Below are 22,483 nucleotides of genomic sequence, written 5' to 3' on the forward strand. Positions count from 1 at the left end.
GATTCCCCGCGTGACGGAGGACGACGACCTGGCGGCCCTCTGCGCGGCAGCCGGCCGCGCACTGGCCGAGGCCGAGCGCCCGATCCTGGAGGAGCACGGGCTCTCGATGTGGCAGTACGTGGTGCTGTCGGCCCTGTCCCCGGGGGCGGCGCCGAGCCAGCTGGTGCTGGCCCAGCAGATCCACTACGACAAGACGCGGCTGATCGCATTGCTGGACGGACTGGTCGCGGAGGGTCTGGTGAGCCGTTCGCCGGACCCGTCCGACCGGCGCGCCCGGGTGGTGCGGTTGACGGCCGCCGGCGTTCGGCGACACCGGGCGGTGCGGGACGCGATCCGCGTGGCGGAGGAGCGGATGCTGACGGGGCTGAATGCCGAGGAGCGGCGAGTGCTGCGGTCGGCCTTGGCTCGGCTGGCCCGGTCGGACTGAACCGCCGTCATCGACAGGTGCCCACGAAAGCGCACAGTCGGCGGTGTGCTGGCCCGATCCCGCTCGCTAGCTTCGATTTTCGTGGAAGTTCTGGTGGGCGGCTTCGTTGACCTACCTGACCACGCGCTCGAAGTTGAAGCTCGAGCTAGCCCATGCGTACGACCAGGCGGTGCGCGAGAAGAGGCTTGCCCGGTACCAGTGCCTTTCCCTCTCTCCCAGGCCATTCCGCGTTATTGGATACCGGGCGAAGAGCCGTCCCGAGATCGGCTCCTCGAGATGCGCATCCGGCCCAGGCGCGGAAGTGTCCCTGTCGCCGGAGGAGTCGCGGGAGATCAGGGACTTGGCCGATACGTTGAGACATCAGCTCGCGCAAGACGTCGGCACCTCCAGCCCGCCGCGGCTGAAGCTGACTCTTCTCGGTCCGGCGCCGCCGCCTCCTCGCGATCTGTAGGCCGATGAATCGAACGCCCGGCGAGGGGCGAGCGCCGTCCGGCGCCCGCCCCGGACGCCGGTCAGCCCACCGCGCACAGGGTTCCGTTCACCCGGAACGCCGTCGGCAGAATGTTCGGCCCGCCGTAGTCCGCGACGAACCCCACATCAGCCCCCGGCTTCAACGATGCCGACGACGTCACCTTCACCGCCGCCCCCTCCTGGGTCCACGTTCCGTTCCAGCCGCTCGTCACCCGCTGGCGTGCGGTCGGCCACGTGAACGTCAACGTCCAGTCGCCCACCGCGGCCGACGACACCACGTGGATTCCGCCCACGAAACCGCTCGCCCAGTCGTTCACGTCCGTCAACGTCACCGTGCAGCTGCTGGACGAAGGCGCACCCGTCGTCAACGTCGACGGTGGTGACGCCCACGACACGTTCCCCGCCGCGTCGCGGGCCAGGACGTTCACCGTGTAGCGCGTTCCCGGGACCAGGTTCCCGACGGACAACGATGTCCCCGTCGTCTCGCCCCACTGCTCGCTCACCGCGCCCGCCTGCCGGTACACCTCGTACTTCACGCCGGGCGCCGACGCCGGCCAGCTGATCGTCGCCGTCGTGTCGGTCGTCGTCGCCGTCGGCTGGCCTGGTGCCGCCAACCGGACGGAAGCGGCGGGGTGCAGGACCACGGTCGTCAGCGAGTACGGCGGCACCGTCCGGTCCCACGAAGACGCGTGAGCGATCGACGTCGCGCCGTTCGTGAAGGTGAAGACATCCGTGACGGACCCTGGGTAGTCCAGGTTCACCGCCCGCGCCGCGGAAGGATCCTTGTTCACCAGCAGCACCGCGAGGTCCCCGTTCGGACGGCGAACCGCGTGGACGTCCAAGAGCGGGTCGTCCGCGCCGGCCCGGACGAACTGATCACCCGGACGCGCGAACGTGCTCAGCATCTTCAGTCCGTAATACGGTGCGAACGGCGTGTTGAGCGCGGGCTCGCACCCGCCGTCGAGACAGGTCGCGCTGGAGAGCAGGCCGGAGTCGCCGTAGTCCGGGTAACCGGCCACTGTGGACAGTGCGGTCCCGCCGTTGTGCGTGTCCCACCAGTCCACCGTGAAGACGCCGTTCTCCAGCAGGGACGCGTACGCTTCGGCCGCGAACAGCGCCCCGGGCTGGGTGTCCATGCCGACCGGCGTGTTCGTCTCGGTCAGTGCGATGCCGAGCGACCGGCCCGCGTACCGCGTGATCTGCTCCCGCGCCAGGTAGATCATGTCGTCCACCTGCTCGGTCCTGGTCAGCGCTTCCGCGGCCGTCGAAGCGCTCGGATACCAGTGCAGCACGGCGAAGTCGATGTGCGGCCCCGCGATCGACAGCACCGTCCGGTTCCACGTTCCGGTGTCCCCCGCGCCGACGATGCCGTCCGGCCAGTTCGCCGGCGTCGTCAGCACCGCGCCGATCTTCACCGACGGGTCGGCGGCCTTCATCGCGTCGGCGTAGGCCACGACGCCCGCGGCGTACGCGGCCGGGCTCTTGTCCTCGTGGTCGTCGGCCTCCCAGTTCGCGCCGTAGTGGCCGTTGCCGTAGAGCTCGTTGCCGATTTCCCAGTACTTGACGCCGTAGCCCTTCGTGACGTTCGCGTACCGCACCCAGTCGGCGGCCTCCTGCGGCGTCCCGGTGCCGTAGTTGGCGATGACGATCGGCTGCGCGCCGGCCCGCCGGACGCCGCCCATGAACGTGTCGAAATCGGTGCCGGGTGCCACGTACCCGCCCGGCGCGGTGTTGTCCTTCCAGTGGTAGATGTCGCCGTAGGAGCCGCCGGGGTAGCGCATCGTGCGAACCCCCGCGGCGCCGAACAGGTCGGCCACGGTGTCGGTGCCGAGCTGGCTGTCCCACACCGCGTGGTTGATGCCGAGCGCGGTGTCCGGCACGGTGGCCAGGCCCGCTTTCGCGTTGACCGTCACGGTCGCTTCGGGCGGGGTCGCCGCGGCCGCCGCCGGCACGGCCGCCACGAGCAGGGCGGCCACCGGCCACGCTGCCCAGCGCAGACGTCGAGCTGTCATGGATCGTCCATCCTCACTCGTCGAGACGCACGGATGGCTGAGAGCGCTCTCAGAGCAGAGAACCAGTGCGCGGCCCGGAAGTCAACGGAAGTCTCGCGACGGCCCGGCCCGCATCGACAGGTCGAGGCGTTCGAGGCGGTCGGCGACGAGCGTGACGACGCCCTCCGCGACCTGCGCCCGCCCGCGGATCAGCAGCGCCGCACTGGTGCGGGCGACCAGGCGCTGCCGCTGCCACAGGCCGGGCGAGACGAGGACGTTGGCCATGCCGGTCTCGTCCTCGAGGTTGAGGAACGTGATCCCGCCGGCGGTGGCCGGGCGCTGCCGGTGCGTCACGGCGCCGCCGACCCACACCCGCGTCCCGTCCTCGACCCGCATGAGCTCGGCGACCGGCAAAGCGCCGCGCGCGGTGAGCAGCTCGCGCAGGTACTCGACGGGGTGGCTGTCCGGGGAGACGCCGGTCGCCCACAGGTCCGCGGCCGTCACCTCCAGTCGCGTCATGCCCGGCAGCGCGGGCGCGTCGAGGCCCGGGGCGAGGCCGGGCAGGTGCCCGGGGCGGGTGGTCGCCGCGGCACCGGCGGCCCAGAGGTCCTGACGCCGGTCGCCACCGAACGCGCCCGCGGTGGCCAGGGCTTCGACGGCGTTCTTCTTCAGCCGGACGCGGCGGGTGAGGTCGCCGGCCCCGGCGTACGGGCCGTTCGCGTCGCGCTCGGCGACGATCGAGTCGGCGACGTCGTCACCGAGGTGCCGGACCCCGGCGAGGCCGAGGCGGAGCGCGACGCCGCCGGTGCTCTCGGCGTCGGGTTCGAGGGTGGCGTGGGCGAGGCTGGCGTTGAGGTCCGGTTCGCGGACGCGGACGCCGTGGCGGCGCGCGTCGGCGACCAGCGACTGCGGGCTGTAGAAGCCCATCGGCTGCGCGCGCAGCAGCCCGGCGCAGAACGCGGCCGGGTAGTAGCGCTTGAACCACGCGCTCGCGTACACCAGCAGCGCGAACGACATCGAGTGCGCTTCGGGGAAGCCGTAACCGGAAAAGGCGTGGATCTGCTCGAAGATCCGCGTCGCCAGCTCGCGGTCGAGGCCGTTGGCTTCGCAGCCGGCGAAGAACCGCGCCATCAGCGCTTTCATCTTCGCGCTGGAGCGCTTGGCGCCCATGGCGCGGCGCAGCTGGTCGGCTTCGGAGCCGCTGAAGCTCGCGACGTCGACCGCCATCTGCATCACCTGTTCCTGGAACAGCGGCACGCCGAGCGTCCGGTCCAAGCTGGACGCCAGCAGCGGGTGGGCGTGCTGCCACTTCTCTTCCCCGCGGCGCCGCCGGATGTACGGGTGCACCGAGCCGCCCTGGATCGGGCCGGGCCGGATCAGCGCGACTTCGACGACGAGGTCGTAGAACTCGCGCGGCCGCAACCGCGGCAGCGTCGCCAGCTGCGCGCGTGACTCCACCTGGAACACTCCGATGGCGTCGGCTTCGCAGAGCATGTCGTAGACGTTGGGGTCGGCGAGGTCGAGCTCGCCCAGGTCCACAGTGGATCCGTGGTGTTCGGCGACGAGGTCGATCGTGTAGTGCAGCGCGGACAGCATGCCGAGGCCGAGCAGGTCGAACTTGACCAGGCCGACGGTCGCGCAGTCGTCCTTGTCCCACTGCAGCACGCTCCGGTCGGCCATGGTCGCCCATTCGACCGGGACCACTTCGGACACCGGCTGCTTCGAGATGACCATGCCCCCGGAGTGGATGCCGAGGTGGCGCGGGAAGTCCTCGATCCGGGCGGCCAGGTCGAGGACGTCGGCCGGGATGTCGCCGGCCGTCTGCTGCCTGGTCCCGCCCCAGCGGTCCACGAGCTTGCTGTAGGCGTCCTGCCGGCCGGGGCTGTGGCCGAGGGCTTTCGCGGCGTCGCGGATCGCGGACGGCGCGCGGTAGGTGATGACGTTGGCGACCTGCGCGGCGTGGAAGCGGCCGTGTTTTTCGTAGACGTACTGGATGGCTTCCTCGCGGCGGCCGGACTCGATGTCGACGTCGATGTCCGGCGGCCCGTCGCGTTCCGGGGCGAGGAAGCGTTCGAAGAGCAGGTTCCACTTCACCGGGTCGGCGTGGCAGATCTCCAGGGCGTAGCAGACCGCGGAGTTCGCCGCGGAACCGCGGCCCTGGCAGAGGATGCCGGATTCCCTGCAGAACCGGACGATGTCCCACACCACGAGGAAGTAGCCCGGGAAATCGAGTTTCCCGATGATGGCGAGCTCGTGGTCGAGCTGGGCGTAGGCCTTCGGGTTCTCCTCCCGCGACCCGTAGCGTTTCGCCGCGCCGAGCCGGGTCAGCTCGCTCAGGAACGACATCTCGTCGTGGCCGGGCGGCACCGGGAAGGGCGGGAGATCGGGGGCGACGAGGTTCAGGTCGAACGCGACCTCGACGCCGAGGACGGCGGCCCGCCCGACCGCGCCGGGGTAGCGGCGCTCGAAACGGCGGCGTTGCTCCATCCCGGACCGCAGGAACGCCTGCCCCGACGGCGGCCGCCAGCCTTCGAGGTCCTCGGCCGACCGGCGGGCCCGGACGGCGGCGACCGCGTCGGCCACGACGGCGTCCTCCGGGCGGGCGTAGTGCGCGTTGTTCGAGACGACGGTCGGCAGCCGCAGCTCCCTCGCCATCCCGGCGAGGTGGTCGTTGGCCGCGTCGTCGAGGGGCTGGCGGTGGTCGATCAGCTCGACGGCGACGTGCCGGGGCCCGAACCAGTCCGCGAGCCGGCCCAGCTCGGCCCGCGCGGCGGCGGGCCCGTGCTCGGCGAGCGCCCGGCGGACCGGCCCCTTGCGGCAGCCGGTGAGCACGACGACGTGCCCGGCCAGCTCGTCGACCAGCTCCTCGACGTCGTAGACGGGCCGGCCCTTCTCCCCGCCGGCGAGCTGGGCGCGGGAGATGACCTTGCAGAGCCGGTGGTACCCGGCCTGCTGCCGCGCGATCACCAGCAGGTGCGAGCCGTTCGGATCGGGTTCGCCGGCCTGCGGCGCGGGCAGGTCGAGCGAGAGCTCGGCCCCGAACCCGACCCGGACGCCGAGCTCGCGGGCGGCGTCGTTGAACCGGACGGCGCCGTACATGCCGTCGTGGTCGGTGAGGACGAGGGCGTCGAGCTCGAGCCGCGCGGCCTCCTCGACGAGCGTCTCGGGGTGGCTCGCGCCGTCGAGGAAGCTGAAGTTGGAGTGGACGTGCAGCTCGGCGTAGGGGGCGCGGATGCGGTCGCCACCGTGGTCCCGGCTCTTGCGGTCCTGAAGATCTTTCGGCGCCCCGGCATACCCTTCGCGTTTGCGCGACCACGCCGGGGCGTCGTTGCCGTCGCCTCCCGGAGGCCGTCCGGAAGCGATCCGCTCCACTTCGGACCACGGCACATTCGGATTGTTGAACGCCAAGACTCCGCTCCCCACAAGGAGTTCGCTGTGGGGAAGCCAGCGACTACTGTTCGAACACACGTACGACTACGACGTCTCGATCCTGAGCCGGGGAGCGTCCGGTGTCAACCGCTCCGTCGCATCGGTCACAAAGGACTAGTCGTAGACGCCCTCGACTGTCCACTGTGGATCAACGCCGACGGTGGCTTCGAGCAGCAGCGCGAGGTCGTCGTCCTCGCCTTCCAGGACCACCTGCATCCGGGCCGTCGGCCGCGCGCCGCGCTTCGCCGGCAGCGACGGGTGCACCATCCACGGCCCCGCCGAGCCGAGGACCCGGCGCGACGGCCCGTCGCCGATCGTGACCGTGGCCGGCGGGTAGCTGAGCTCGCCGCGCTCGGTGCAGCGGACCGCGTCGCCGATCGCGTCGAGCACCCGGGCCGCCGGTGGCCGGGGCGGCACCCAGGCCGGGGAGGGCGCGGGCAGGCGCCCCGGCCACGGCCGGTCCTCGGTCACCACGCGCCGCGGCTCGCCCCACGGGACCAGGCGGACGCGCTCGGCCGGGCCGCGGCCGCCGTCGAGGAGCGGGGTGACGACGGCGTCCGGCCCGAGCAGGCCCTGGATGCGCACCAGGGCGCGGCCGGCGCGCTCGGCGGCGTCGGCGTCGTGGCCCATCGAGCCGAGCTGCAGCTGCAAGGCTTCCCCGCCGACGACCTCTTCGGGGTCCAGGCCCAGCCGGACGATCCCGGCGCTGGGCCGGTCGCGGGTGGTGAGCCAGCCTTCGCACTGCCAGCGCACGCGGTCGGCCGTCGCGCGGGCGGTCAGGGGTTCGGCGCAGCGCCAGACGCGTACGCGCTCTTCGCCGGCTTCGGTGACGGCGACGATGGCCAGGCGGGTGCAGGCGAGGCCGTGGTTCGCGAGGCCGGCGAAGAAGCGTTCGCCGAGGGTCTTCGCGACGAAGGCGGCTTCGTCGACGCGTCTGAGGGGGTCGTCGAAGGTTTCGGTGACGGTCAGGTCCGGCGGGAGGGCGCGCCGCAGCGGCGGGCGTTCGGCGAGGCCGCGGGCGAGGCGGTGGGCGGTGATGGCGTCCTTGGCGAAGCGGCCGGCGACGTCGCGTTCGGCGAGGGCGGCGAACGCGCCGAGGGTGCGCAGGCCGAGGCGGCGGAGGGTGCCGACGAGCTCGCCGCGGTCGTCGCCCGGCTGGTCCAGCTCGGTGATCGGGAGAGGAGCGAGGAAGGCTTCGGTGCCCCCGGGCGCGACGAGGACCGAGCGGCGGGCGGCGAGGGTCGCGGCGAAGAGGCCCTCGGCGATCCCGACCTGGCACTCGACGCCGGCGCGGGCGGCGACCTCGTCGACGAGGAGCTCGGCCAGGGCTTCTTCGCCGCCGAAGTACCCGGCGGCACCGGTGACGGGCACGGCGACGATGCCCGGCCGCACGACCTCGACCCCGACGGCCTGCGCTTCGACAGCGGCGGCGACGGGTTCGAAGAGCCGGGCGTCGCGGTCCGGATCGTGCTGGTGCACCACGAGTTCCGGGCACCGCGACTGGGCATCGCGCCGGCGCATGCCCCGTCCGACGCCACCACGGCGCGCTTCGGCGGAGCAGGCGACAACCCGGCTACCGGAGAAGACGGCAGCGGGAGCGAGGGGCGAGGTACCGGCAGCGGCCCCGGCGGCGACGACCGGCCAGTCCGGGCACCACAGCACGAGCAGCCGTGGCGGACCGTTCATCCCGCGGCCGCGCCGGGGATGGTGCGGTGGCGGCAAAACACCTGGCCGCTGTCGGCGCGAGGGGCCTCTGTTGCCCGCCCATCGCGCGGAACTACGCAGAGGCGGAACACTGTGGCCCGCCGGTCCTCACGCGACCGCGGCACGGCTCCCGGTTCGCCGGGCCCCACCTCGCGCGATCGATGCGAGGCGCCCGATCCGCCGCACTTCCCCGCGCCGAAACAACACCCGGCACGACCCGCCTCATCGCCCAGTCCTAGGCCGCGGCGAAACACCGTGGCCCGCCGGTCATCGTGCGGATCCGGTGCGTCCGCGTGCTCCGGCACCGACTTCTCCGGCACCACCGCTCACCCGGCCACCTCGGCCAAGCGCCGCTCTCGCGGCTCCCCCGCCGCCACCATCCCGCCCGGTCCCGGCAGCTGCAACCGCACCGATGACGGTCTCGCCGCCGATCCTCGGCCGTAGCTGGTCGCCGTCACCTCGCGGGTTCGCAGGTGGCCGTGGCCGTCCGGGGTCAGGCCGTGCCATCGGCGGCCCGATACGCGCAGCTCCAAGTCCGCTCCCGGCCACGGCCCCACCTTCAGCAACACCGTTCCCCGGTTGCGCACCCGGCCCGCCAAGCGGCGGGCGAGCTGGGGCTGGACCGCGACCGGTCCGAGGACCACCACGTCGAACCCGTCCACCAGCGCCGACAACACACCCGTCAGCTCCGCGCCGGGGTGGGGCACCAGCGCGATCCGCTCCAGGTCGACGCCCAGCTCCGCCGCCGCGGCCAGGCCCAGCTCGGGAAGGGCCGTCACCGCCGCCCACGAACCGTCGCGCGTGGCCGCCGCGAGCAGGGCCGGTACCAGGGACGTCGCGCCGGCCAGTGAGATCGTGCTGCCGCGGCGCAACCCGCCGCCCGGCAGCAACCGCGCCAGCGGGGGCAGCACCGTCAACAACCCGGCCGAAGCCGGCGACACGGCCGCGGCCGGGCTCAGCTCCGCCGCCGTGCGGACCCCCGGGATCGCCGTGAGCCCGGCCAGCGCCTCCGGCACCGCCACCACCGCTCACCTCCAGCACCACGTACTCGCACCGGAGACACCCGCACCGCGAAGCCGCGGGCGAACCCAGGAGAAAGTTATCGAACACTTGTTCGCATAGTGCGAGACGAGCGGGCCCGCTGTCAAGCCGGGGGTCACCCCGGCGGGGCATGGCCGCTCCGGCACACTGGGCGGCATGACCCGCACGAACCCGGGCCTCGACGCCGCGAGCGTCGACAAGCTGACCGACGCGGTCCTCACCGCGTCGCGGCTGCTCGTGGCGGTGTCCGTCCGATCGATCGCCGCGGCCGAAGACAGCCTGACCCTGCCGCAGTTCCGACTCCTCGTCGTCCTGCACACGCGCGGGCCGCTCAAGCACGCGACGCTCGCCGAACACCTCGGGGTCACGCCGTCCACCGCCAGCCGCATGGTCGACAGGCTGGTCGCCGGCGAGCTGGTCGACCGCCGGCACAGTCCCGTGTCACGGCGCGAGATCGTGCTGGAGATCACCCGCGAGGGCGCGCGGATCGTCCGGCAGGTGACGACCCGCCGCCGCCGGGAGATCGCCAAGATCGTCGCGCGGATGCCCGGGGAAAGCCGGCAGGGGCTCGTCGACGCGCTCACCGCGTTCGCCGAAGCCGGCGGGGAACCCCCGTCCGGCGCGGCACCCGAAGCCCTCTGGGGCTGACGCTCGACCGTTCGCCACTACAAGTATTGCCGCTGCGATACGAGCACTCCCCGCCCCCTTCAAGGTATAGCCGAACCCGGGGCTTGCCGCAAGGCCGGGGTCGTCCTCCACAATGGCCGCGCAACCAGCGGAAACAGGGGGAAAGCAATGCGGGTTTTGCTGACGACGTGGGGTTCGCGCGGGGACGTCGAACCGCTCGCGGGACTGGCCGTGGCCCTGCGGGGGCTCGGCGTGGACTCGGTGGTGTGCGGGCCGCCGGACGAAGATTTCGTGACGCTGCTGGAGCGCGCCGGGGTGGCGCACGTGCCGCTCGGCCCGTCGGTGCGCTCGGTGGTGACCCGCGAGCGGCCGGACCCGTTCGCGCTCGCGGACGAGCTGGTCACCGCGCGGTTCGACGCGCTCGGCGCGGTCGCCGGGGACTGCGATGTGGTGGTGGCGCAGGGATTGCTGCCCGCCGGCGCGCGCGACGTCGCCGAGCGGGCCGGGATCCCGTACGTGTACGCGTGCTACCACCTGCACGGGCTGCCGTCGCCGCACGTCCCGCCGGGGATGCGGCCGGGTACGCCGTCGCCGGCGGGCGAGACCGACAACGAGGTGCTGTGGCGCCACGACGCCGAGCGCGTCGACGCCTTGTACGGCCCGGCGCTCGACCGCAACCGGGCGGCGATCGGCCTGCCGCCGGTGACGAACGTCCGCGACCACGTCTTCACCGATCGGCCGTGGCTGGCCGCCGATCCGGTGCTGTGCCCGACGGACCTCGACGTCCGGCGGACCGGGGCGTGGCTCCTGCCCGACGACCGTCCGCTGCCGGACGAGCTGGAGAAGTTCCTCGACGCCGGCGAGCCGCCGGTGTACGTCGGCTTCGGCAGCATGGCCGCGTACGCGCCGGAGGGCATCGCGCGGATCGCGACCGAGGCGGTCCGGGCGCACGGCCTCCGGATCGTGCTGGGCAGCGGCTGGGCCGGCTTGACGGCGGTCGACGACGCCGAGGACAGCTTCGTCGCCGGCGAGGTCAACCACCAGGCGCTCTTCCGCCGAGTGGCGGCGGTCGTGCACCACGGCGGCGCCGGCACCACCACGACGGCCGCCCGGGCCGGCGCGCCCCAGGTGGTGGTGCCGCGGATCGCGGACCAGCCCTACTGGGCCGGACGGGTGGCCGAGCTGGGCATCGGCGCGGCCCACCCGGATCCGGTGCCGACCGCGGAGTCGTTGTCGGCCGCGCTGGCCACGGCGTTCGCCTCGGCGGGCCGGACCGTCGAGATCCGCACCGACGGCGCGATGGTCGCCGCGAAACAGCTCGTCGACCTGGTCTGAGCGACGGGCCTCGCCGGAACTCCCGGCGAGGCCCGTCCCGCCTCAGCCCGCGAACGGGCTCGCGTCGATCGCGCAGGTCTTGCCCGCGGCGGGGAACGTCCCCGAAATCAGGTAGTCCCGCTTGACCTGCTCGGTGCACGTGCTCGGCACGTACATCGACGAGTGCCCGTACCCCTCGGTGACGAACACGCGGGCACGCGCCAGCTCCGCGGCACCGTCGCGAGCGCCGGCCAGCGGTGTCGACGGGTCGAAGCGGTTGTTCAGCACCAGGATCTCCGCCGACGTCCGGCGGTTCCACGGGCCGGTGTACCGGTCGGCGGCCTTCGCCGGCCAGAACGCGCAGCTCATCATGTCCAGCACCGCGATACGGCCGAAGTACGGGACCCGCTGGTCCTCGGATTCCGCGTACCGGCTGTATATCGCCGGATCGGTCGGCACATCGCTGTCACTGCACTGGATCGCGTTGAAGGCCTCCGTGCGGTTGGACGTGTACGGCTCGCCCGCCTTGAGCGCGGCAGCCGTGCGAGGAGCGTCGTACAGGCGTTGCAGCAGCGACGCGATGTCCGGCCAGCCCCGCGAGTCGGAGAGGTCCGCCGCCGCGTTGATGATCCCGGAGTACGTCCAGGTCTCGCCGTCGGTGGTGATCGGGGCCTGCTTGGCGCGCGCCGTGATCGACGCCCACTTCGCCTTCGGGTCACCCGAGGAGAACGCGCACTTCGGACCGGCTTCGGTGCACAGGCGCAGGAACTGGTCGAACGTCTGCGAGATGCCGGTGGCGACGTCCTGGCGGGTGTCCAGCGGGACGCTCGTGCCGCTGCCGTCGTGCCCGGTGGCGTTGCCGGCGAAGTCCATCGTGCCGTCGAAGGCCATCGCGCGGATGCGGTTCGGGAACAGGTTGGCGTAGGTGGCGCCGAGCTGCGTCCCGTAGGAAATGCCGTGGTAGGTCAGCTTCGCGTCGCCGACCGCGCGGCGCAGCAGTTCCAGGTCCCGCGCGGTGTCGGCCGTCGAGACGTGCTCGAGGATCGGGCCGGCCTTCGCCGAGCACCGGTCCGCGAGCTCCTTCGACTTGGCGTAGAAGGCCGCGTTGCCGCTCGGGTCGCCGGGCATCTCCGGGAACGAGCCGAAGAACGACTCCTGCTCCGCGAGGGAGTCGAAGCACCGGACGGCGGTGCTGCTGCCGATCCCGCGCGGGTCCCACGACACGACGTCGAACCGCGCGCGCAGCTCGGCGGAGAACAGCCACGGCCACTTCCCGCGCTCCCGCAGCCGTTGCAGGCCGGACGCGCCCGGGCCGCCGAAGTTGACGAACAGCGTGCCGATCTTGTGCGCGGGATCGGTGGCGGGCTCTTTGATGAGCGCGAGGTCGATCTTCGCGCCGGACGGCCGGTCGTAGTCCAGCGGCACCTCGGCGGTGGCGCACTGGAAGCCGTCGTCGCAGCCGGTCCAGGTCAGTTTCGGTGCCGGGACGGTATCGACGGAGGCCGAAGCCACGGCCGGTCCGGCCACGACGGCCATCGAGACGCCGAGCGCGACGACCAGGCCGCGCACGATGCCTCCCCCAGGAGAACGACGCACAGAAAGTCCTTTCGACGGAACGAAACGATCACCCCTCCAGACGGGCGAGGGGGTGGGGAGGTTGGCAGCCCGGCGAAAAAGATCACCGGCGCCGCCGTCCACCAGTCATTCGCGGAAACCCCGGCGAAGGTTCCGGACCGCTCTCCCGGAAGAACCTCTGGCGCAGACTTGTGCTGCATGTCTATAGTGCTAGTCACCTAGTTAAATGGAGTTGCCGATGATCGAATTCCACCTCGACGCCCGCTCGGGGCTGTCGCCGTACCAGCAGCTGGTCCAGCAGGTACGGCACGCGCTGCGACTGGGCCTGCTCGACAAGGGAGACCAGCTCCCGAAGGTCAAGGACGTGGTCGCCGGCCTGGCGATCAACCCGAACACCGTGCTCAAGGCCTACCGCGAACTGGAGCACGACGGCCTCGTCTCGGCGCGGCCCGGCGTCGGCACGTTCGTGACCGCGACGCTCAACGGCGGCACCTCCTTCGCCGTGCTCGGGCCGTTGCGGCAGGACCTGCGCCGCTGGCTGGGCAAGGCCCGCCAGGCCGGTCTCGACGAAGAGAGCATCGAGGCCCTGCTGATGTCCACGTTTCGCGACTCCGCCAGAGAGGACATAGCGTGACCGTCCTGCGTGCCCAGGGACTGGGCAAGAAGTACAAGCGCAAGTGGGCGCTGACCGGCTGCACGCTCGAGATCGAGGCCGGCCACGTGACCGGGCTCGTCGGCCCCAACGGCGCCGGCAAGTCCACCCTGCTGAACATCGCGTCCGGCATGCTGGAGCCGACGACCGGCACCATCGAGGTCTGCGGTGGAACCCCCGGCAGCGGCCCGGACCAGCTGGCGAAGGTCGGCTACGTCGCCCAGAGCACGCCCGTCTACACCGGGCTCACCATCGAAGAGCACCTGCGGCTCGGCGCGCACCTCAACCCGCGGTGGGACGAGTCGCTGGCCACCAAGCGGGTCGAGCGGCTCGGGCTCGACCCGAAGCAGCACGCCGGGAAGCTGTCCGGCGGCCAGCGCGCGCAGCTCGCGCTCACCCTCGGCATCGCCAAGCGCCCCGAGCTGCTGCTGCTCGACGAGCCGGTCGCCGCGCTGGACCCGTTGGCGCGCCGGGAGTTCCTGCAGGACCTCATGGAAGCCGTCGCCGAGCACGGGCTGTCCGTCGTGATGTCCTCGCACCTGGTCAACGACCTGGAACGGGTCTGCGACCACCTCGTCGTGCTGGTGGACTCCCAGGTCCGGGTGATCGGCGACGTCGAAGAGCTGCTCGCCACGCACCACCGGCTCTCCGGGCCGCGGCGCGAGGTCGACTCGCTGCCGGCCGAGCAGCACGTCGTCTCCGCGAAGCACACCGACCGCCAGACGACCGTGCTCGTCCGCACCGAGGCGCCGATCCTCGATCCCGCGTGGACGGTCGCGCAGATCGGCCTCGAAGACCTCGTCCTCGAGTACATGAGCAACCCCGCCGCCGCCCGCCCCGCCCTGGAGGTCCTGAGATGACCTGGCTGACCTGGCGCCAGTTCCGCCTGCCCGCGTTGTCCGTGTTCGCCGCGCTGGTCCTGATCGGCGTCGTGCTCGCGATCACCGGGCCGGAGCTGGTCGGGCGCACGAACTTCTCCGACGAGGACACCCTCTTCGGCGGCACGATCCTGGTGCTCTACCTGCTGCCAGCGGTGATCGGCGTGTTCTGGGGCGTCCCGATGATCACGCGCGAGCTGGAGAGCGGCACGCACAGCCTGGTGTGGAACCAGACCGTCACGCGCAAGCGGTGGCTCACCACCAAGCTCGGGTTCGGCCTGCTCACCGCGATGGTCGCGGCCGGCCTGCTCGGCTGGGCGGTGTCGTGGTGGGCGAGCCCGATCGACGCGCTCTCCGCGACGCAGACCGACCGCGGGATGCTCTCGCGCATCATGCCGGTGGTGTTCGGCGCGCGCGGCATCGTGCCGATCGGCTACGTGGCCTTCGCCCTCGCGCTCGGCGTCGCGGTCGGGATGCTGGTGAAGCGGACGGTGGCCGCCATGGCCGTCACGCTCGCCGTGCTCGCCGCCGTGCTGATCGTGGTCCCGACCTTCGTGCGGCCCTACCTCATTCCGCCGGCGCAGATGACGACGGCGATCGTCCCCGAGGACATCACGAACATCACCGGCGACGACACCCACGGGATCCTGGAGATCGGCATGCGGAACCCGGCCGGCGCGTGGGTGCTGGCGAACGAAACCGTGGACCCGGCCGGCACCGTGGTCTACCCGCTGCCGGACTTCGTGCAGAGCTGCGCCCCGAGGCCGGGCCAGGGCCCGCCGGAGCGCGGCAGCATGCAACAGTGCATGTCCCAGCTGGGCGCGCACGGCTACCAGCAGCGCCTGACCTACCAGCCCGGCTCGCGGTTCTGGCCGCTGCAGTGGCTCGAACTCGCGCTCTTCCTCGCGATGGCCGCCCTGCTCACCTGGTTCTCCTTCCGCCGCGTCCGTCACCTGTCCTGAACCGATTCCTGGGGGAATCATGCGCACTCTCGCGGTAGCCACCGCCTTGACACTCACCCTGTCCGCAGCGCCCGCCGCTTCGGCGGCCACGACGCCTTCCCTGCCCGGCCCGACCGGTCACGCGCCGGTCGGCGTCACCTCACTGTCTCTAAAGGACACTTCGCGTCCCGACCCGTGGGTGCCGACGGTGCCCTACCGGGAGCTGATGGTCTCCGTCTTCTACCCGGCGACTTCGGCGAACGGGCCGAAGAAGCAGTACATGACGCCGCTCGAGTCCGAACGCAACCTCGAACGGCAGGACATCCCGGGGCTGTCCCTGGACGTCCTGAGCACGGTCCGCACGAACGCCGTCGTCGACGCGAAACCGGCCGGGCGGTGGCACGACCTGCCGCTGGTCGTGCTGTCACCGGGCTGGACGCAGCCGCGGGCCGTCCTCACGGCGCTGGCCGAGGACCTCGCCAGCCGCGGCTACGCGGTGGCGGCGATCGACCACACCTACGAAAACCGTGCGACGACGTTCCCCGACGGGCACGTCACCGGCTGCGCCGCCTGCGAAGTCGACGAGCAGCCCGGGATCTGGGAGAAGGTCGCGCAGGTGCGGTCGAAGGACACGTCGTTCGTGCTCGACCAGCTGCTGCATTCGAAGAAGTGGGGCGCGCTGATCGACCCGGGGCGGATCGGCATGACCGGGCACTCCGCGGGTGGCGCGGTCACGACGCAGGCGATGCTGGCCGACCCGCGCATCCGGGCCGGGGCCGACATCGACGGGAGCATCCACGTCCCGCTCCCGGCGTCCGGGCTGTCGAGGCCGTTCCTGTTCCTGGGCAGCATGGACAACTACGTGCCGGGCCAGGAAGGTCCGTACGACGACTGGGAAACCGACTGGACGCACCTCACCGGGTGGAAGCGCTGGCTCATGGTGTCCGGCACGGTGCACAGCTCGTTCACCGACCTCGGCGTGCTCGCCGACCAGCTGGGCGTCGACATCGGCGCGTCGATCGACGGGGCCCGCGCGCTGGCGATCACGCGGAACTACGTAAGCGCTTTCTTCGACCAGAACCTGCGCTGCCGTCCGCAGCCGCTGCTGGCCGCGCCGTCGCCCGCCTACCCGGAAGTGACGTTCATCGGATGAAGATCATCCTGATGGTGACCGCGCTGGCGCTGGCACTGCCCGTGCCGGCGTCGGCGTCACCGGCGCTGTCGCTGGCCGTGCCGACCGGCGACCGGCCGGTGGGCATCACTTCGCTGTACCTGAAGGACACCTCGCGGCCGGATCCCTGGGTCGCGACGGTGCCCTACCGCGAGCTGATGGTGTCGCTCTTCTACCCGGCGGTTTCCGTGCAGGGGCAGAAGAAGCAGTTCATGACCGAGGCCGAGGCGCAGGCGGTGTTCGACGAGGCCGGGATCACCGGCATCCCGGCTTCGGTCATGACCACCGTCCGCACCGACGCCGCGGTCGACGCCCGGCCGGCCGGGCACCACCTGCCGCTGGTCGTCCTTTCGCCCGGGTTCAAGCGGCCGCGCGCCGAGCTGACGTCGCTGGCCGAAGACCTGGCCAGCCACGGCACCGCGGTCGTCGTGGTCGACCACACCTACGAGAACGTCGCCACGACGTTCCCCGACGGGCGGGTCACCGGCTGCGCGGCGTGCGGCAACTACGACGAGGCGTTCTGGAAGAAGCTGGAACGCGGGCGTGCGGCGGACGTCTCGTTCGTACTGGACTCCCTGACGCACTCTCGCTGGGCGTCGCTGATCGACCCCGCCCGGATCGGCATGGCCGGGCATTCCGTCGGCGGCGCGAGCGCGCTCGGCGCGATGGTGGCCGACCCGCGGATCAAGGCCGGCATCGACATCGACGGCACGACGGACGACCCGCTGCTCGCGCCGGGACTCGACCGGCCGTTCCTGTTCCTGGGCCGCGCGAACACGTACACCCCCGGCACGGGCGTCGAATCGGGCAGCTGGCAACGGGACTGGGCGCAGCTGACGGGGTGGAAGCGCTGGCTCGTCGTGGCCGGCGTGGCACACCCGTCCTTCACCGACATCGGCCTGGTGGGCGAGCAGCTCGGCCTCGACTTCGGCGCGACGACGCCGGCAGCGCGCGGCCAGGCCGTCACGGCGGCCTACGTTCGGGCATTCTTCGAAGAGCACCTGGACGGCCGGGCCCAGCCACTGCTCGACCGGCCGTCGTCGCGCTACCCGGAGGTCAGCTTCGCCATGACGTCGACGCCCTACCTGCCCGCGCCGACCGGGGACCGGCCGGTGGGCAGCACGCAGGTGTACCTGAAGGACACCTCGCGGCCGGACCCGTGGGTGCCGTCGGTGCCCTACCGCGAGCTGATGGTGTCGCTCTTCTACCCGGCGGCTTCACCGCACGGGCCGAAGACGCGGTACGTGACCGCGGCCGAGTCGGCGGCGCTGCTGTCCGGCAGCGGCCTGGACGTGCCGCCGGACCTGCTCACCCGGCTGGTGACCAATTCGGTGGCCGACGCCCGGCCGGCCGGGTCCCGGCTGCCGTTGGTGGTGCTTTCGCCCGGCTACACGAAACCCCGGGCCACGCTCAGCGCGCTGGCCGAGGACCTGGCGAGCCACGGGTACGCCGTCGCGCTGGTCGGCCACACCTACGAGAACACCGGCACGAGCTTCCCCGACGGACGGTTCGCGGGCTGCGCCTCGTGCGAGGTGCCGCACGACGCGGCGTTCTCGGAGAAGCTGCAGCGGGGCCGGGCGGCCGACGTGTCGTTCGTGCTGGATTCGCTGACGCACTCGAAGAAGTGGGCACCGCTGATCGACGCGTCGCGGATCGGCATGGCGGGGCACTCGGCCGGCGGCGCGAGCACGCTGCCCACGATGGTCGCCGACGCGCGGGTGCGCGCCGGGATGGACATCGACGGCACCACGGCGGTTCCGCTGACCCCGCCCGGGCTGGCGCGGCCGTTCATGTTCGTGAGCCACCAGCTCGCGGCCACGGCGTGCGCACCGAACGTCCCGTGGGAGCGGGACTGGGCGCAGCTGACGGGCTGGCGGCGCTGGATCGAGGTGGCGGGCACGCAGCACGCGTCGTTCACCGACGTGGGCCTGGTGGGCGAAGAGCTCGGCGTCGGCATCGGCGCGACCACCACCGCCCTGCGCACCCAGGAGATCATCCGGACGTACGTGAACGCGTTCTTCGACCGGCACCTGCGGGGCGAAGCCCGGCCGGTGCTGGACGAGCCGGGCTATCCGGAAGTCTCGTTCTGCCGCTGAGCACGGCGGAAGCGGCACTCGTGGGGGTGTGCCGCTTCCGCCGGTCCCGTGCTCGGCGGCAGGCCCGCCTCAACCCCGACAAACCGCGTAGATCAGATGTTCGGCGCGATCAAGCCGATACTGGACCGGTGTATGAAGCGCTCTCGCTGCTCGCCGCCCTCGTCAGCGCGGTCGCCGCCGTGGTCGCCAGCTGGATCGCCGTCGCGCAGTGGCGTTTGTCGCGGCCGGGTCCTCCCGTCATCGCGCCGCGACGGTCTTCGCCCGCCGCTCCGCCGCAGCTACCCGCCGCCCGGCCCGCCGGACGCGGACTCGCCCGCGCGGCCGCGGTCGCCGTCGCGCTGGGGGCCGTCACCGCGGTGTTCTCCGCGCTGGGCGACCTCGTGTTCTACGCCCAGCAGCAGGAGTCATCGCCCGGTCAGGAAACCTGGCTCTCGATCCTGCTGGGCACCGCCATCCTGGCCGGTGCGGGCGCGTTGCTGCTCGGGCTGTTCGTGCTCCTCGCGGGCCTGGTCAAGCGCCACGGACGCAGCACCCGGCTGGGCCTGCTCGCGATCGTGCTGAGCCAGACGTTCTGGCTGGCGACCTGGCTGACCACCTTCATGTAGTCAGAGCTTCCCGCCCGCGACCGGCGGCATGTCCGCAGCCTCCGCGGCCTCCGTGGCCGCCTCGCGGAACAGGTGGTTCTCGACCTCGAAGAGGTTGTCGGCGGCGCGCTCGACGACCGTGAGCAGCGTGGACATCCGGGCCACCTCCTCCACCTGCTCCTTGAGGAACCAGGCCACGAACTGCTCGCCGAGGTAGTCCTCCTCCAGCCGCGCGGCCTTCGCCATCGCCTCGATGTCGGCGGTCACCGCCCGTTCCTGCTCCAGCGCCAGCTCGATGGCCTCGTGCGCGCTCGAGAAGTCGTTCCGGACGTCGCCGCTGCCCGGGATCGCCACCGGCTGGCTCCGGTCGAGCAGGTACCGGACCATCGCCAGCGCGTGGTTGCGTTCCTCGATCGACTGCCGGTAGAAGCGCTTCGCCAGCCTCGGCAGGTCACGCGCGTCGAACCAGACGGCGAGGGCGACGTACTGCTGCGCGGCGGTGAACTCGTGCCGGATCTGCTCCCGCAGGAGCTCGGAGAACTTCGAACGCTGGGTGTCGGCCATGCCCCACAAGGTACGGCGCCGTGCACCGGCCGGCCACGTCACGTGCGGGGCTGGTACTGCTCCACCCGGATGCTGTCCTTCACCGCGTCCAGGAACTCGTTGCGGGCCGTGTGCAGGGCCCGGTACTCGGGCTTCCCGGGGTTGATCAGCTCGTGCCACAGCGAAACGACCACGCCGGTGCGGTCTTCCAGCTCGTGGGCCTTGGCGATCAACGCCGGCGTCCCGATCACCTCCAGCATCGCGACCTGTTCCCGCATGCCCGCCAGCGCGTAGGCGCCGGCCTGGTACCGCAGCTGGCGTTCGTCCTCGTCGGTGAGCACCTGGTACCGGAAGGCGGTGATCCGGGCGAGGTGCCGGGTGATCTCGAGGTAGGTGTCGCGGATCTCCCGGTCCCACCGGCGGCGGTCTTCCCGGTTCAGCTTCCGGCGGTCGCTCAACGCGATCGCGAGGAGCGCGAGCACCGCGCCCGCGAGCAGGAAGGCCCCCGCGATCACGGGAACGCCCCACCAGGGCGCGGGGCCCGTAACCGGTGCGGCTGGGTCGAGTGCGCTCGGCACCGGCGAGATCATGCGGGCACGATACTCGCGAAATCCGGTGAAAACGCCCGTCAATTCTCCCCTGGCTACGATCGGGCACGTGGCGAGCCCCCTCCCTGACCTCTCCGGCACGATCACCTGCGTCACCGGCGCGGCCGGCACCATCGGCCGCGGGATCGCGCTGCGGTTCGCCGAAGCGGGCAGCGCGGTGGCCGTGCACCACCGGCGCCCCGGCGCGGGCGACGACGTCGTCGCGGCGATCGAGGCCGCGGGCGGGCGGGCCCGCGCGTTCGCCGCCGAGCTGACCGACGACAACGCTTGCCACGCCCTGCTGGCAGCCGTCGCGGACTGGGGCGGCGGGCTCGACGCGCTCGTGAACAACGCCGGCGTCCAGCCGGTCGAACCGCTCGCGGGCCTGACGGCCGGACAGTGGCGGGCGATGCTGGACGCCACCCTGACCAGCGCGTTCTCCTGCACCCAAGCGGCGAGCCGGCTGCTGCGCGACGGCGGCAGCGTCACGCACATCGCGTCGATCGAGGCCCGGCAGCCCGCGCCCGGGCACGTCCACTACAGCGCGGCCAAGGCGGCTTTGGTGATGCACGCCCGCGGCGCCGCGCTGGAGTACGGGCCGCGCGGGATCCGCGTCAACACCGTGTCACCGGGCCTGATTTCGCGGCCGGGCCTGGAAGAGGACTGGCCGGAGGGCGTCGAACGGTGGCGGCGGGCCGCCCCGCTGGGCCGTCCGGGGACACCGGAGGACGTCGGCAACGCGTGCGTCTTCCTGGCGTCCCCGCTGGCTTCCTGGATCACCGGGCACGACCTCGTCGTCGACGGCGGGGTCACGGCCCGGCCGACCTGGTAGACTGGAACGTGTTCTAGTTCTGGGGGTGCCATGTCCTTCCCGATCGTCGACGGCGTGCCGCCGGGACGCGCGCTGCTGGGGTCCCGGATCCGGGAGCTGATCGAAGCTTCCGTGCGCACGGGCGACGACGCCGACTTCGCCGCCGCCGCCCGGCAGGTCGAAGCGGTCACCGCCGCCCTGCGCGCCACCGGCGGATCGCCTCCCCTGCTGCTGGCCGCCCTCGACGGCGGCGGCCACCTCAGCATCAACAACCCGCTGGAAGGACCCGGGAACCCGCTGGCGCCGCCGCTGTCCTGGACGCACATCGGACCGGCGGAGGTCCGGGCCGAGGTCCTGCTGGGCGCGGCCCACGAGGGACCACCGAACCGCGTCCACGGCGGCTGGGTCGCGGCGATCCTGGACCACGTCCTGGGCCGCGCGACCGCGGCGGCCGGCTACCCCGGGATGACGGCGTCCTTGACGGTCGACTACCTCCGCGGCACGCCGTACGCCGAGCCGCTCGTCGCGGAAGGCCGACTGGAACGCCGTGACGGGCGGAAGCTCCACGCGACCGGGACGCTGCGCGCCGGGGACACGGTCTGCGCCACCGCGAAGGCGATCCTGGTGCACTTCAGCGCCGACCGCTTCCCGGTCCCGGTGTCCACATCGGACTGACGACGGCCTGCCGCGGCCGGTCGTGAGCGGGAAACCGGGTTCTAACCCTGTTTCTCACTCACGACCTCACGCGCCACCGTCGTGTGGCGAGGCGACTCCGAGCTCGACGACGCCATCAGCACCGCGCAGATCGGCACCGCCATCGCCAGCGCCGCCAGGACGAACACCGGGAACAGGAACGAGAACACCTCCGCGCCCGACGGGTCCGGTGCCGCCGGGTCCAGGTGCAGCCGGACCGCCGCCATGCCCGTGTAGTGCATGCCCGTCACCGCCGCCGCCATCACCAGGCCCGCCGCCAGCCGGGGCAGCAGCTTGTCCAGACCGACCGTGAACCACAGCGCCGCCGTCGCCGCGACCACCGCGATCACCACCGACAGCACCACCAGCGTCGGGTCGTAGCCGATCGTCCCCTTGATCTCGACCGCCCACATCCCCGTGTAGTGCATGACGTTCACCGCGAGCCCGGTCAGCAGCCCGCCGAGCAGCAGCCGCTTCCAGGCGAACCGGTTGCGGACGCCGAACACCAGCAGGCCGCAGAACACCGCCACCACCGACAGGATCGCCGACAGCGCCGTGCGCGTGATGTCGTAGCGCACCGGCAACCCGGGCGTCGAAAAGCCGAGCATCGCGATGAAGTGCATGACCCAGATGCCGACGCCGCCGATCGACAGCGCCGCGAGCCCGAGCCAGGTCAGCCGGGTGCGCGCGTTGTCCGTGGTCCGCGCCTGCAGCGTGCAGGCGAGCCCGAGCGCGCAGCCCACCACCGAAGTCAGGTACGCGAGCACGACGAGCCAGTGGCCCATCGCGAAGTCGTCGTGGTCCATGTGCATTTCCGTGCTCCTGTCAGGCTTGCTCTGTCATCCGGGGTCAAACCCCGGACCCCGGCCGGGGGGCACGACGGAGTCGAGCACCTCGCGCAGGCTCTGCGCGGTGGCTTCCGCCCGGGTCGTGACGGCGCGGTAGTGG

19 protein-coding genes are annotated in these 22,483 nt (G+C 72.2%); 11 read left to right on the plus strand and 8 right to left on the minus strand.

Going from position 1 to position 22,483, the window contains the following annotated elements; translation table 11 throughout:
- The first annotated feature begins 10 nt into the window (after positions 1–10).
- Positions 11–427 (plus strand): MarR family transcriptional regulator, encoded by a 417-nt coding sequence (locus ABZ342_RS40000; RefSeq protein WP_360484670.1) that lies wholly within the window; start codon positions 11–13, stop codon positions 425–427.
- Positions 428–939: 512 nt separating this feature from the next.
- Here ABZ342_RS40000 and ABZ342_RS40005 read toward each other — a convergent pair.
- The 4 genes from ABZ342_RS40005 to ABZ342_RS40020 form a co-directional block, all read right to left on the minus strand.
- Positions 940–2,910 carry a cellulose binding domain-containing protein gene (locus ABZ342_RS40005; RefSeq protein WP_360484673.1) on the minus strand — a complete coding sequence of 657 codons (1,971 nt, stop codon included), beginning with the start codon at positions 2,908–2,910 and terminating at the stop codon, positions 940–942.
- An 81-nt stretch (positions 2,911–2,991) separates the two neighbouring features.
- Positions 2,992–6,297, minus strand: a complete 3,306-nt coding sequence (locus ABZ342_RS40010) for an error-prone DNA polymerase (protein ID WP_360484676.1) — start codon at positions 6,295–6,297, stop codon at positions 2,992–2,994.
- 135 nt (positions 6,298–6,432) lie between these two features.
- A complete protein-coding gene (locus tag ABZ342_RS40015) occupies positions 6,433–8,004 on the minus strand; it encodes a DNA polymerase Y family protein (RefSeq protein ID WP_360484679.1) in 1,572 nt (523 codons plus the stop codon).
- A gap of 344 nt (positions 8,005–8,348) precedes the next feature.
- Positions 8,349–9,044, minus strand: coding sequence for a hypothetical protein (locus tag ABZ342_RS40020; protein WP_360484682.1), 696 nt, complete (start codon positions 9,042–9,044; stop codon positions 8,349–8,351).
- A gap of 175 nt (positions 9,045–9,219) precedes the next feature.
- On the opposite strand from ABZ342_RS40020, the gene ABZ342_RS40025 reads away from it, so the two are divergent.
- On the plus strand, positions 9,220–9,711 hold the full coding sequence (locus ABZ342_RS40025) for a MarR family transcriptional regulator (RefSeq protein WP_360484685.1): 492 nt from the start codon (positions 9,220–9,222) through the stop codon (positions 9,709–9,711).
- Positions 9,712–9,858: 147 nt separating this feature from the next.
- A complete protein-coding gene (locus tag ABZ342_RS40030; protein ID WP_360484688.1) occupies positions 9,859–11,025 on the plus strand; it encodes a glycosyltransferase in 1,167 nt (388 codons plus the stop codon).
- Positions 11,026–11,067: 42 nt separating this feature from the next.
- Here ABZ342_RS40030 and ABZ342_RS40035 read toward each other — a convergent pair whose 3' ends face one another.
- Complete coding sequence (locus ABZ342_RS40035; RefSeq protein WP_360484691.1) at positions 11,068–12,573, minus strand: alpha/beta hydrolase; 1,506 nt, start codon at positions 12,571–12,573, stop codon at positions 11,068–11,070.
- Between the two features lie 244 nt (positions 12,574–12,817).
- On the opposite strand from ABZ342_RS40035, the gene ABZ342_RS40040 reads away from it, so the two are divergent.
- The 6 genes from ABZ342_RS40040 (at position 12,818) to ABZ342_RS40065 (ending at position 18,922) form a co-directional block, all read left to right on the plus strand.
- Positions 12,818–13,213 carry a GntR family transcriptional regulator gene (locus ABZ342_RS40040; RefSeq protein ID WP_230862366.1) on the plus strand — a complete coding sequence of 132 codons (396 nt, stop codon included), beginning with the start codon at positions 12,818–12,820 and terminating at the stop codon, positions 13,211–13,213.
- Positions 13,210–14,091: an ABC transporter ATP-binding protein gene (locus tag ABZ342_RS40045; protein ID WP_360484695.1), complete on the plus strand. Its 882-nt coding sequence runs from the start codon at positions 13,210–13,212 to the stop codon at positions 14,089–14,091. The genes ABZ342_RS40040 and ABZ342_RS40045 overlap by 4 nt, the downstream gene beginning before the upstream one ends.
- Complete coding sequence (locus ABZ342_RS40050; RefSeq protein ID WP_360484698.1) at positions 14,088–15,071, plus strand: transporter; 984 nt, start codon at positions 14,088–14,090, stop codon at positions 15,069–15,071. The genes ABZ342_RS40045 and ABZ342_RS40050 overlap by 4 nt, the downstream gene beginning before the upstream one ends.
- Positions 15,072–15,090: 19 nt before the next feature.
- On the plus strand, positions 15,091–16,203 hold the full coding sequence (locus ABZ342_RS40055; protein ID WP_360484701.1) for an alpha/beta hydrolase: 1,113 nt from the start codon (positions 15,091–15,093) through the stop codon (positions 16,201–16,203).
- The gene (locus ABZ342_RS40060; protein WP_360484704.1) at positions 16,200–18,317 is read left to right on the plus strand and encodes an esterase; all 2,118 of its coding nucleotides are present in this window, start codon (positions 16,200–16,202) and stop codon (positions 18,315–18,317) included. Before ABZ342_RS40055 ends, ABZ342_RS40060 begins: the two co-directional genes overlap by 4 nt.
- 128 nt (positions 18,318–18,445) lie before the next feature.
- On the plus strand, positions 18,446–18,922 hold the full coding sequence (locus tag ABZ342_RS40065; RefSeq protein ID WP_360484707.1) for a hypothetical protein: 477 nt from the start codon (positions 18,446–18,448) through the stop codon (positions 18,920–18,922).
- On the opposite strand, the gene ABZ342_RS40070 is transcribed toward ABZ342_RS40065, so the two are convergent.
- Positions 18,923–19,465 (minus strand): ferritin, encoded by a 543-nt coding sequence (locus ABZ342_RS40070; protein WP_360484710.1) that lies wholly within the window; start codon positions 19,463–19,465, stop codon positions 18,923–18,925. It abuts the gene before it with no gap.
- 38 nt (positions 19,466–19,503) lie between these two features.
- Entirely contained in the window at positions 19,504–20,034 is a 531-nt protein-coding gene (locus ABZ342_RS40075) for a hypothetical protein (RefSeq protein WP_360484713.1), read from the minus strand.
- Between the two features lie 67 nt (positions 20,035–20,101).
- Here ABZ342_RS40075 and ABZ342_RS40080 point away from each other — a divergent pair, with 67 nt between their 5' ends.
- Positions 20,102–20,863 (plus strand): SDR family NAD(P)-dependent oxidoreductase, encoded by a 762-nt coding sequence (locus tag ABZ342_RS40080; RefSeq protein ID WP_360484716.1) that lies wholly within the window; start codon positions 20,102–20,104, stop codon positions 20,861–20,863.
- Between the two features lie 30 nt (positions 20,864–20,893).
- Positions 20,894–21,517, plus strand: coding sequence for a PaaI family thioesterase (locus ABZ342_RS40085; RefSeq protein WP_360484719.1), 624 nt, complete (start codon positions 20,894–20,896; stop codon positions 21,515–21,517).
- A gap of 41 nt (positions 21,518–21,558) precedes the next feature.
- Here the strand turns inward: ABZ342_RS40085 and ABZ342_RS40090 are convergent, their stop codons facing one another.
- Positions 21,559–22,341 (minus strand): MHYT domain-containing protein, encoded by a 783-nt coding sequence (locus ABZ342_RS40090; protein WP_196425417.1) that lies wholly within the window; start codon positions 22,339–22,341, stop codon positions 21,559–21,561.
- Between the last annotated feature and the right edge of the window lie 142 nt (positions 22,342–22,483).

It is taken from the genome of Amycolatopsis sp. NPDC005961 (assembly GCF_040629235.1).
Classification (GTDB): domain Bacteria; phylum Actinomycetota; class Actinomycetes; order Mycobacteriales; family Pseudonocardiaceae; genus Amycolatopsis; species Amycolatopsis camponoti.

Coding starts and splice junctions, on each gene's coding strand:
- ABZ342_RS40050 (WP_360484698.1), top strand. CDS start 14,088: ATGACCTGGCTGACCTGGCGCCAGTTCCGCCTGCCCGCGTTGTCCGTG.
- ABZ342_RS40025 (WP_360484685.1), top strand. CDS start 9,220: ATGACCCGCACGAACCCGGGCCTCGACGCCGCGAGCGTCGACAAGCTG.
- ABZ342_RS40040 (WP_230862366.1), top strand. CDS start 12,818: ATGATCGAATTCCACCTCGACGCCCGCTCGGGGCTGTCGCCGTACCAG.
- ABZ342_RS40015 (WP_360484679.1), bottom strand. CDS start 8,004: ATGAACGGTCCGCCACGGCTGCTCGTGCTGTGGTGCCCGGACTGGCCG.
- ABZ342_RS40070 (WP_360484710.1), bottom strand. CDS start 19,465: ATGGCCGACACCCAGCGTTCGAAGTTCTCCGAGCTCCTGCGGGAGCAG.
- ABZ342_RS40055 (WP_360484701.1), top strand. CDS start 15,091: ATGCGCACTCTCGCGGTAGCCACCGCCTTGACACTCACCCTGTCCGCA.
- ABZ342_RS40030 (WP_360484688.1), top strand. CDS start 9,859: ATGCGGGTTTTGCTGACGACGTGGGGTTCGCGCGGGGACGTCGAACCG.
- ABZ342_RS40085 (WP_360484719.1), top strand. CDS start 20,894: ATGTCCTTCCCGATCGTCGACGGCGTGCCGCCGGGACGCGCGCTGCTG.
- ABZ342_RS40075 (WP_360484713.1), bottom strand. CDS start 20,034: ATGATCTCGCCGGTGCCGAGCGCACTCGACCCAGCCGCACCGGTTACG.
- ABZ342_RS40090 (WP_196425417.1), bottom strand. CDS start 22,341: ATGGACCACGACGACTTCGCGATGGGCCACTGGCTCGTCGTGCTCGCG.
- ABZ342_RS40005 (WP_360484673.1), bottom strand. CDS start 2,910: ATGACAGCTCGACGTCTGCGCTGGGCAGCGTGGCCGGTGGCCGCCCTG.
- ABZ342_RS40060 (WP_360484704.1), top strand. CDS start 16,200: ATGAAGATCATCCTGATGGTGACCGCGCTGGCGCTGGCACTGCCCGTG.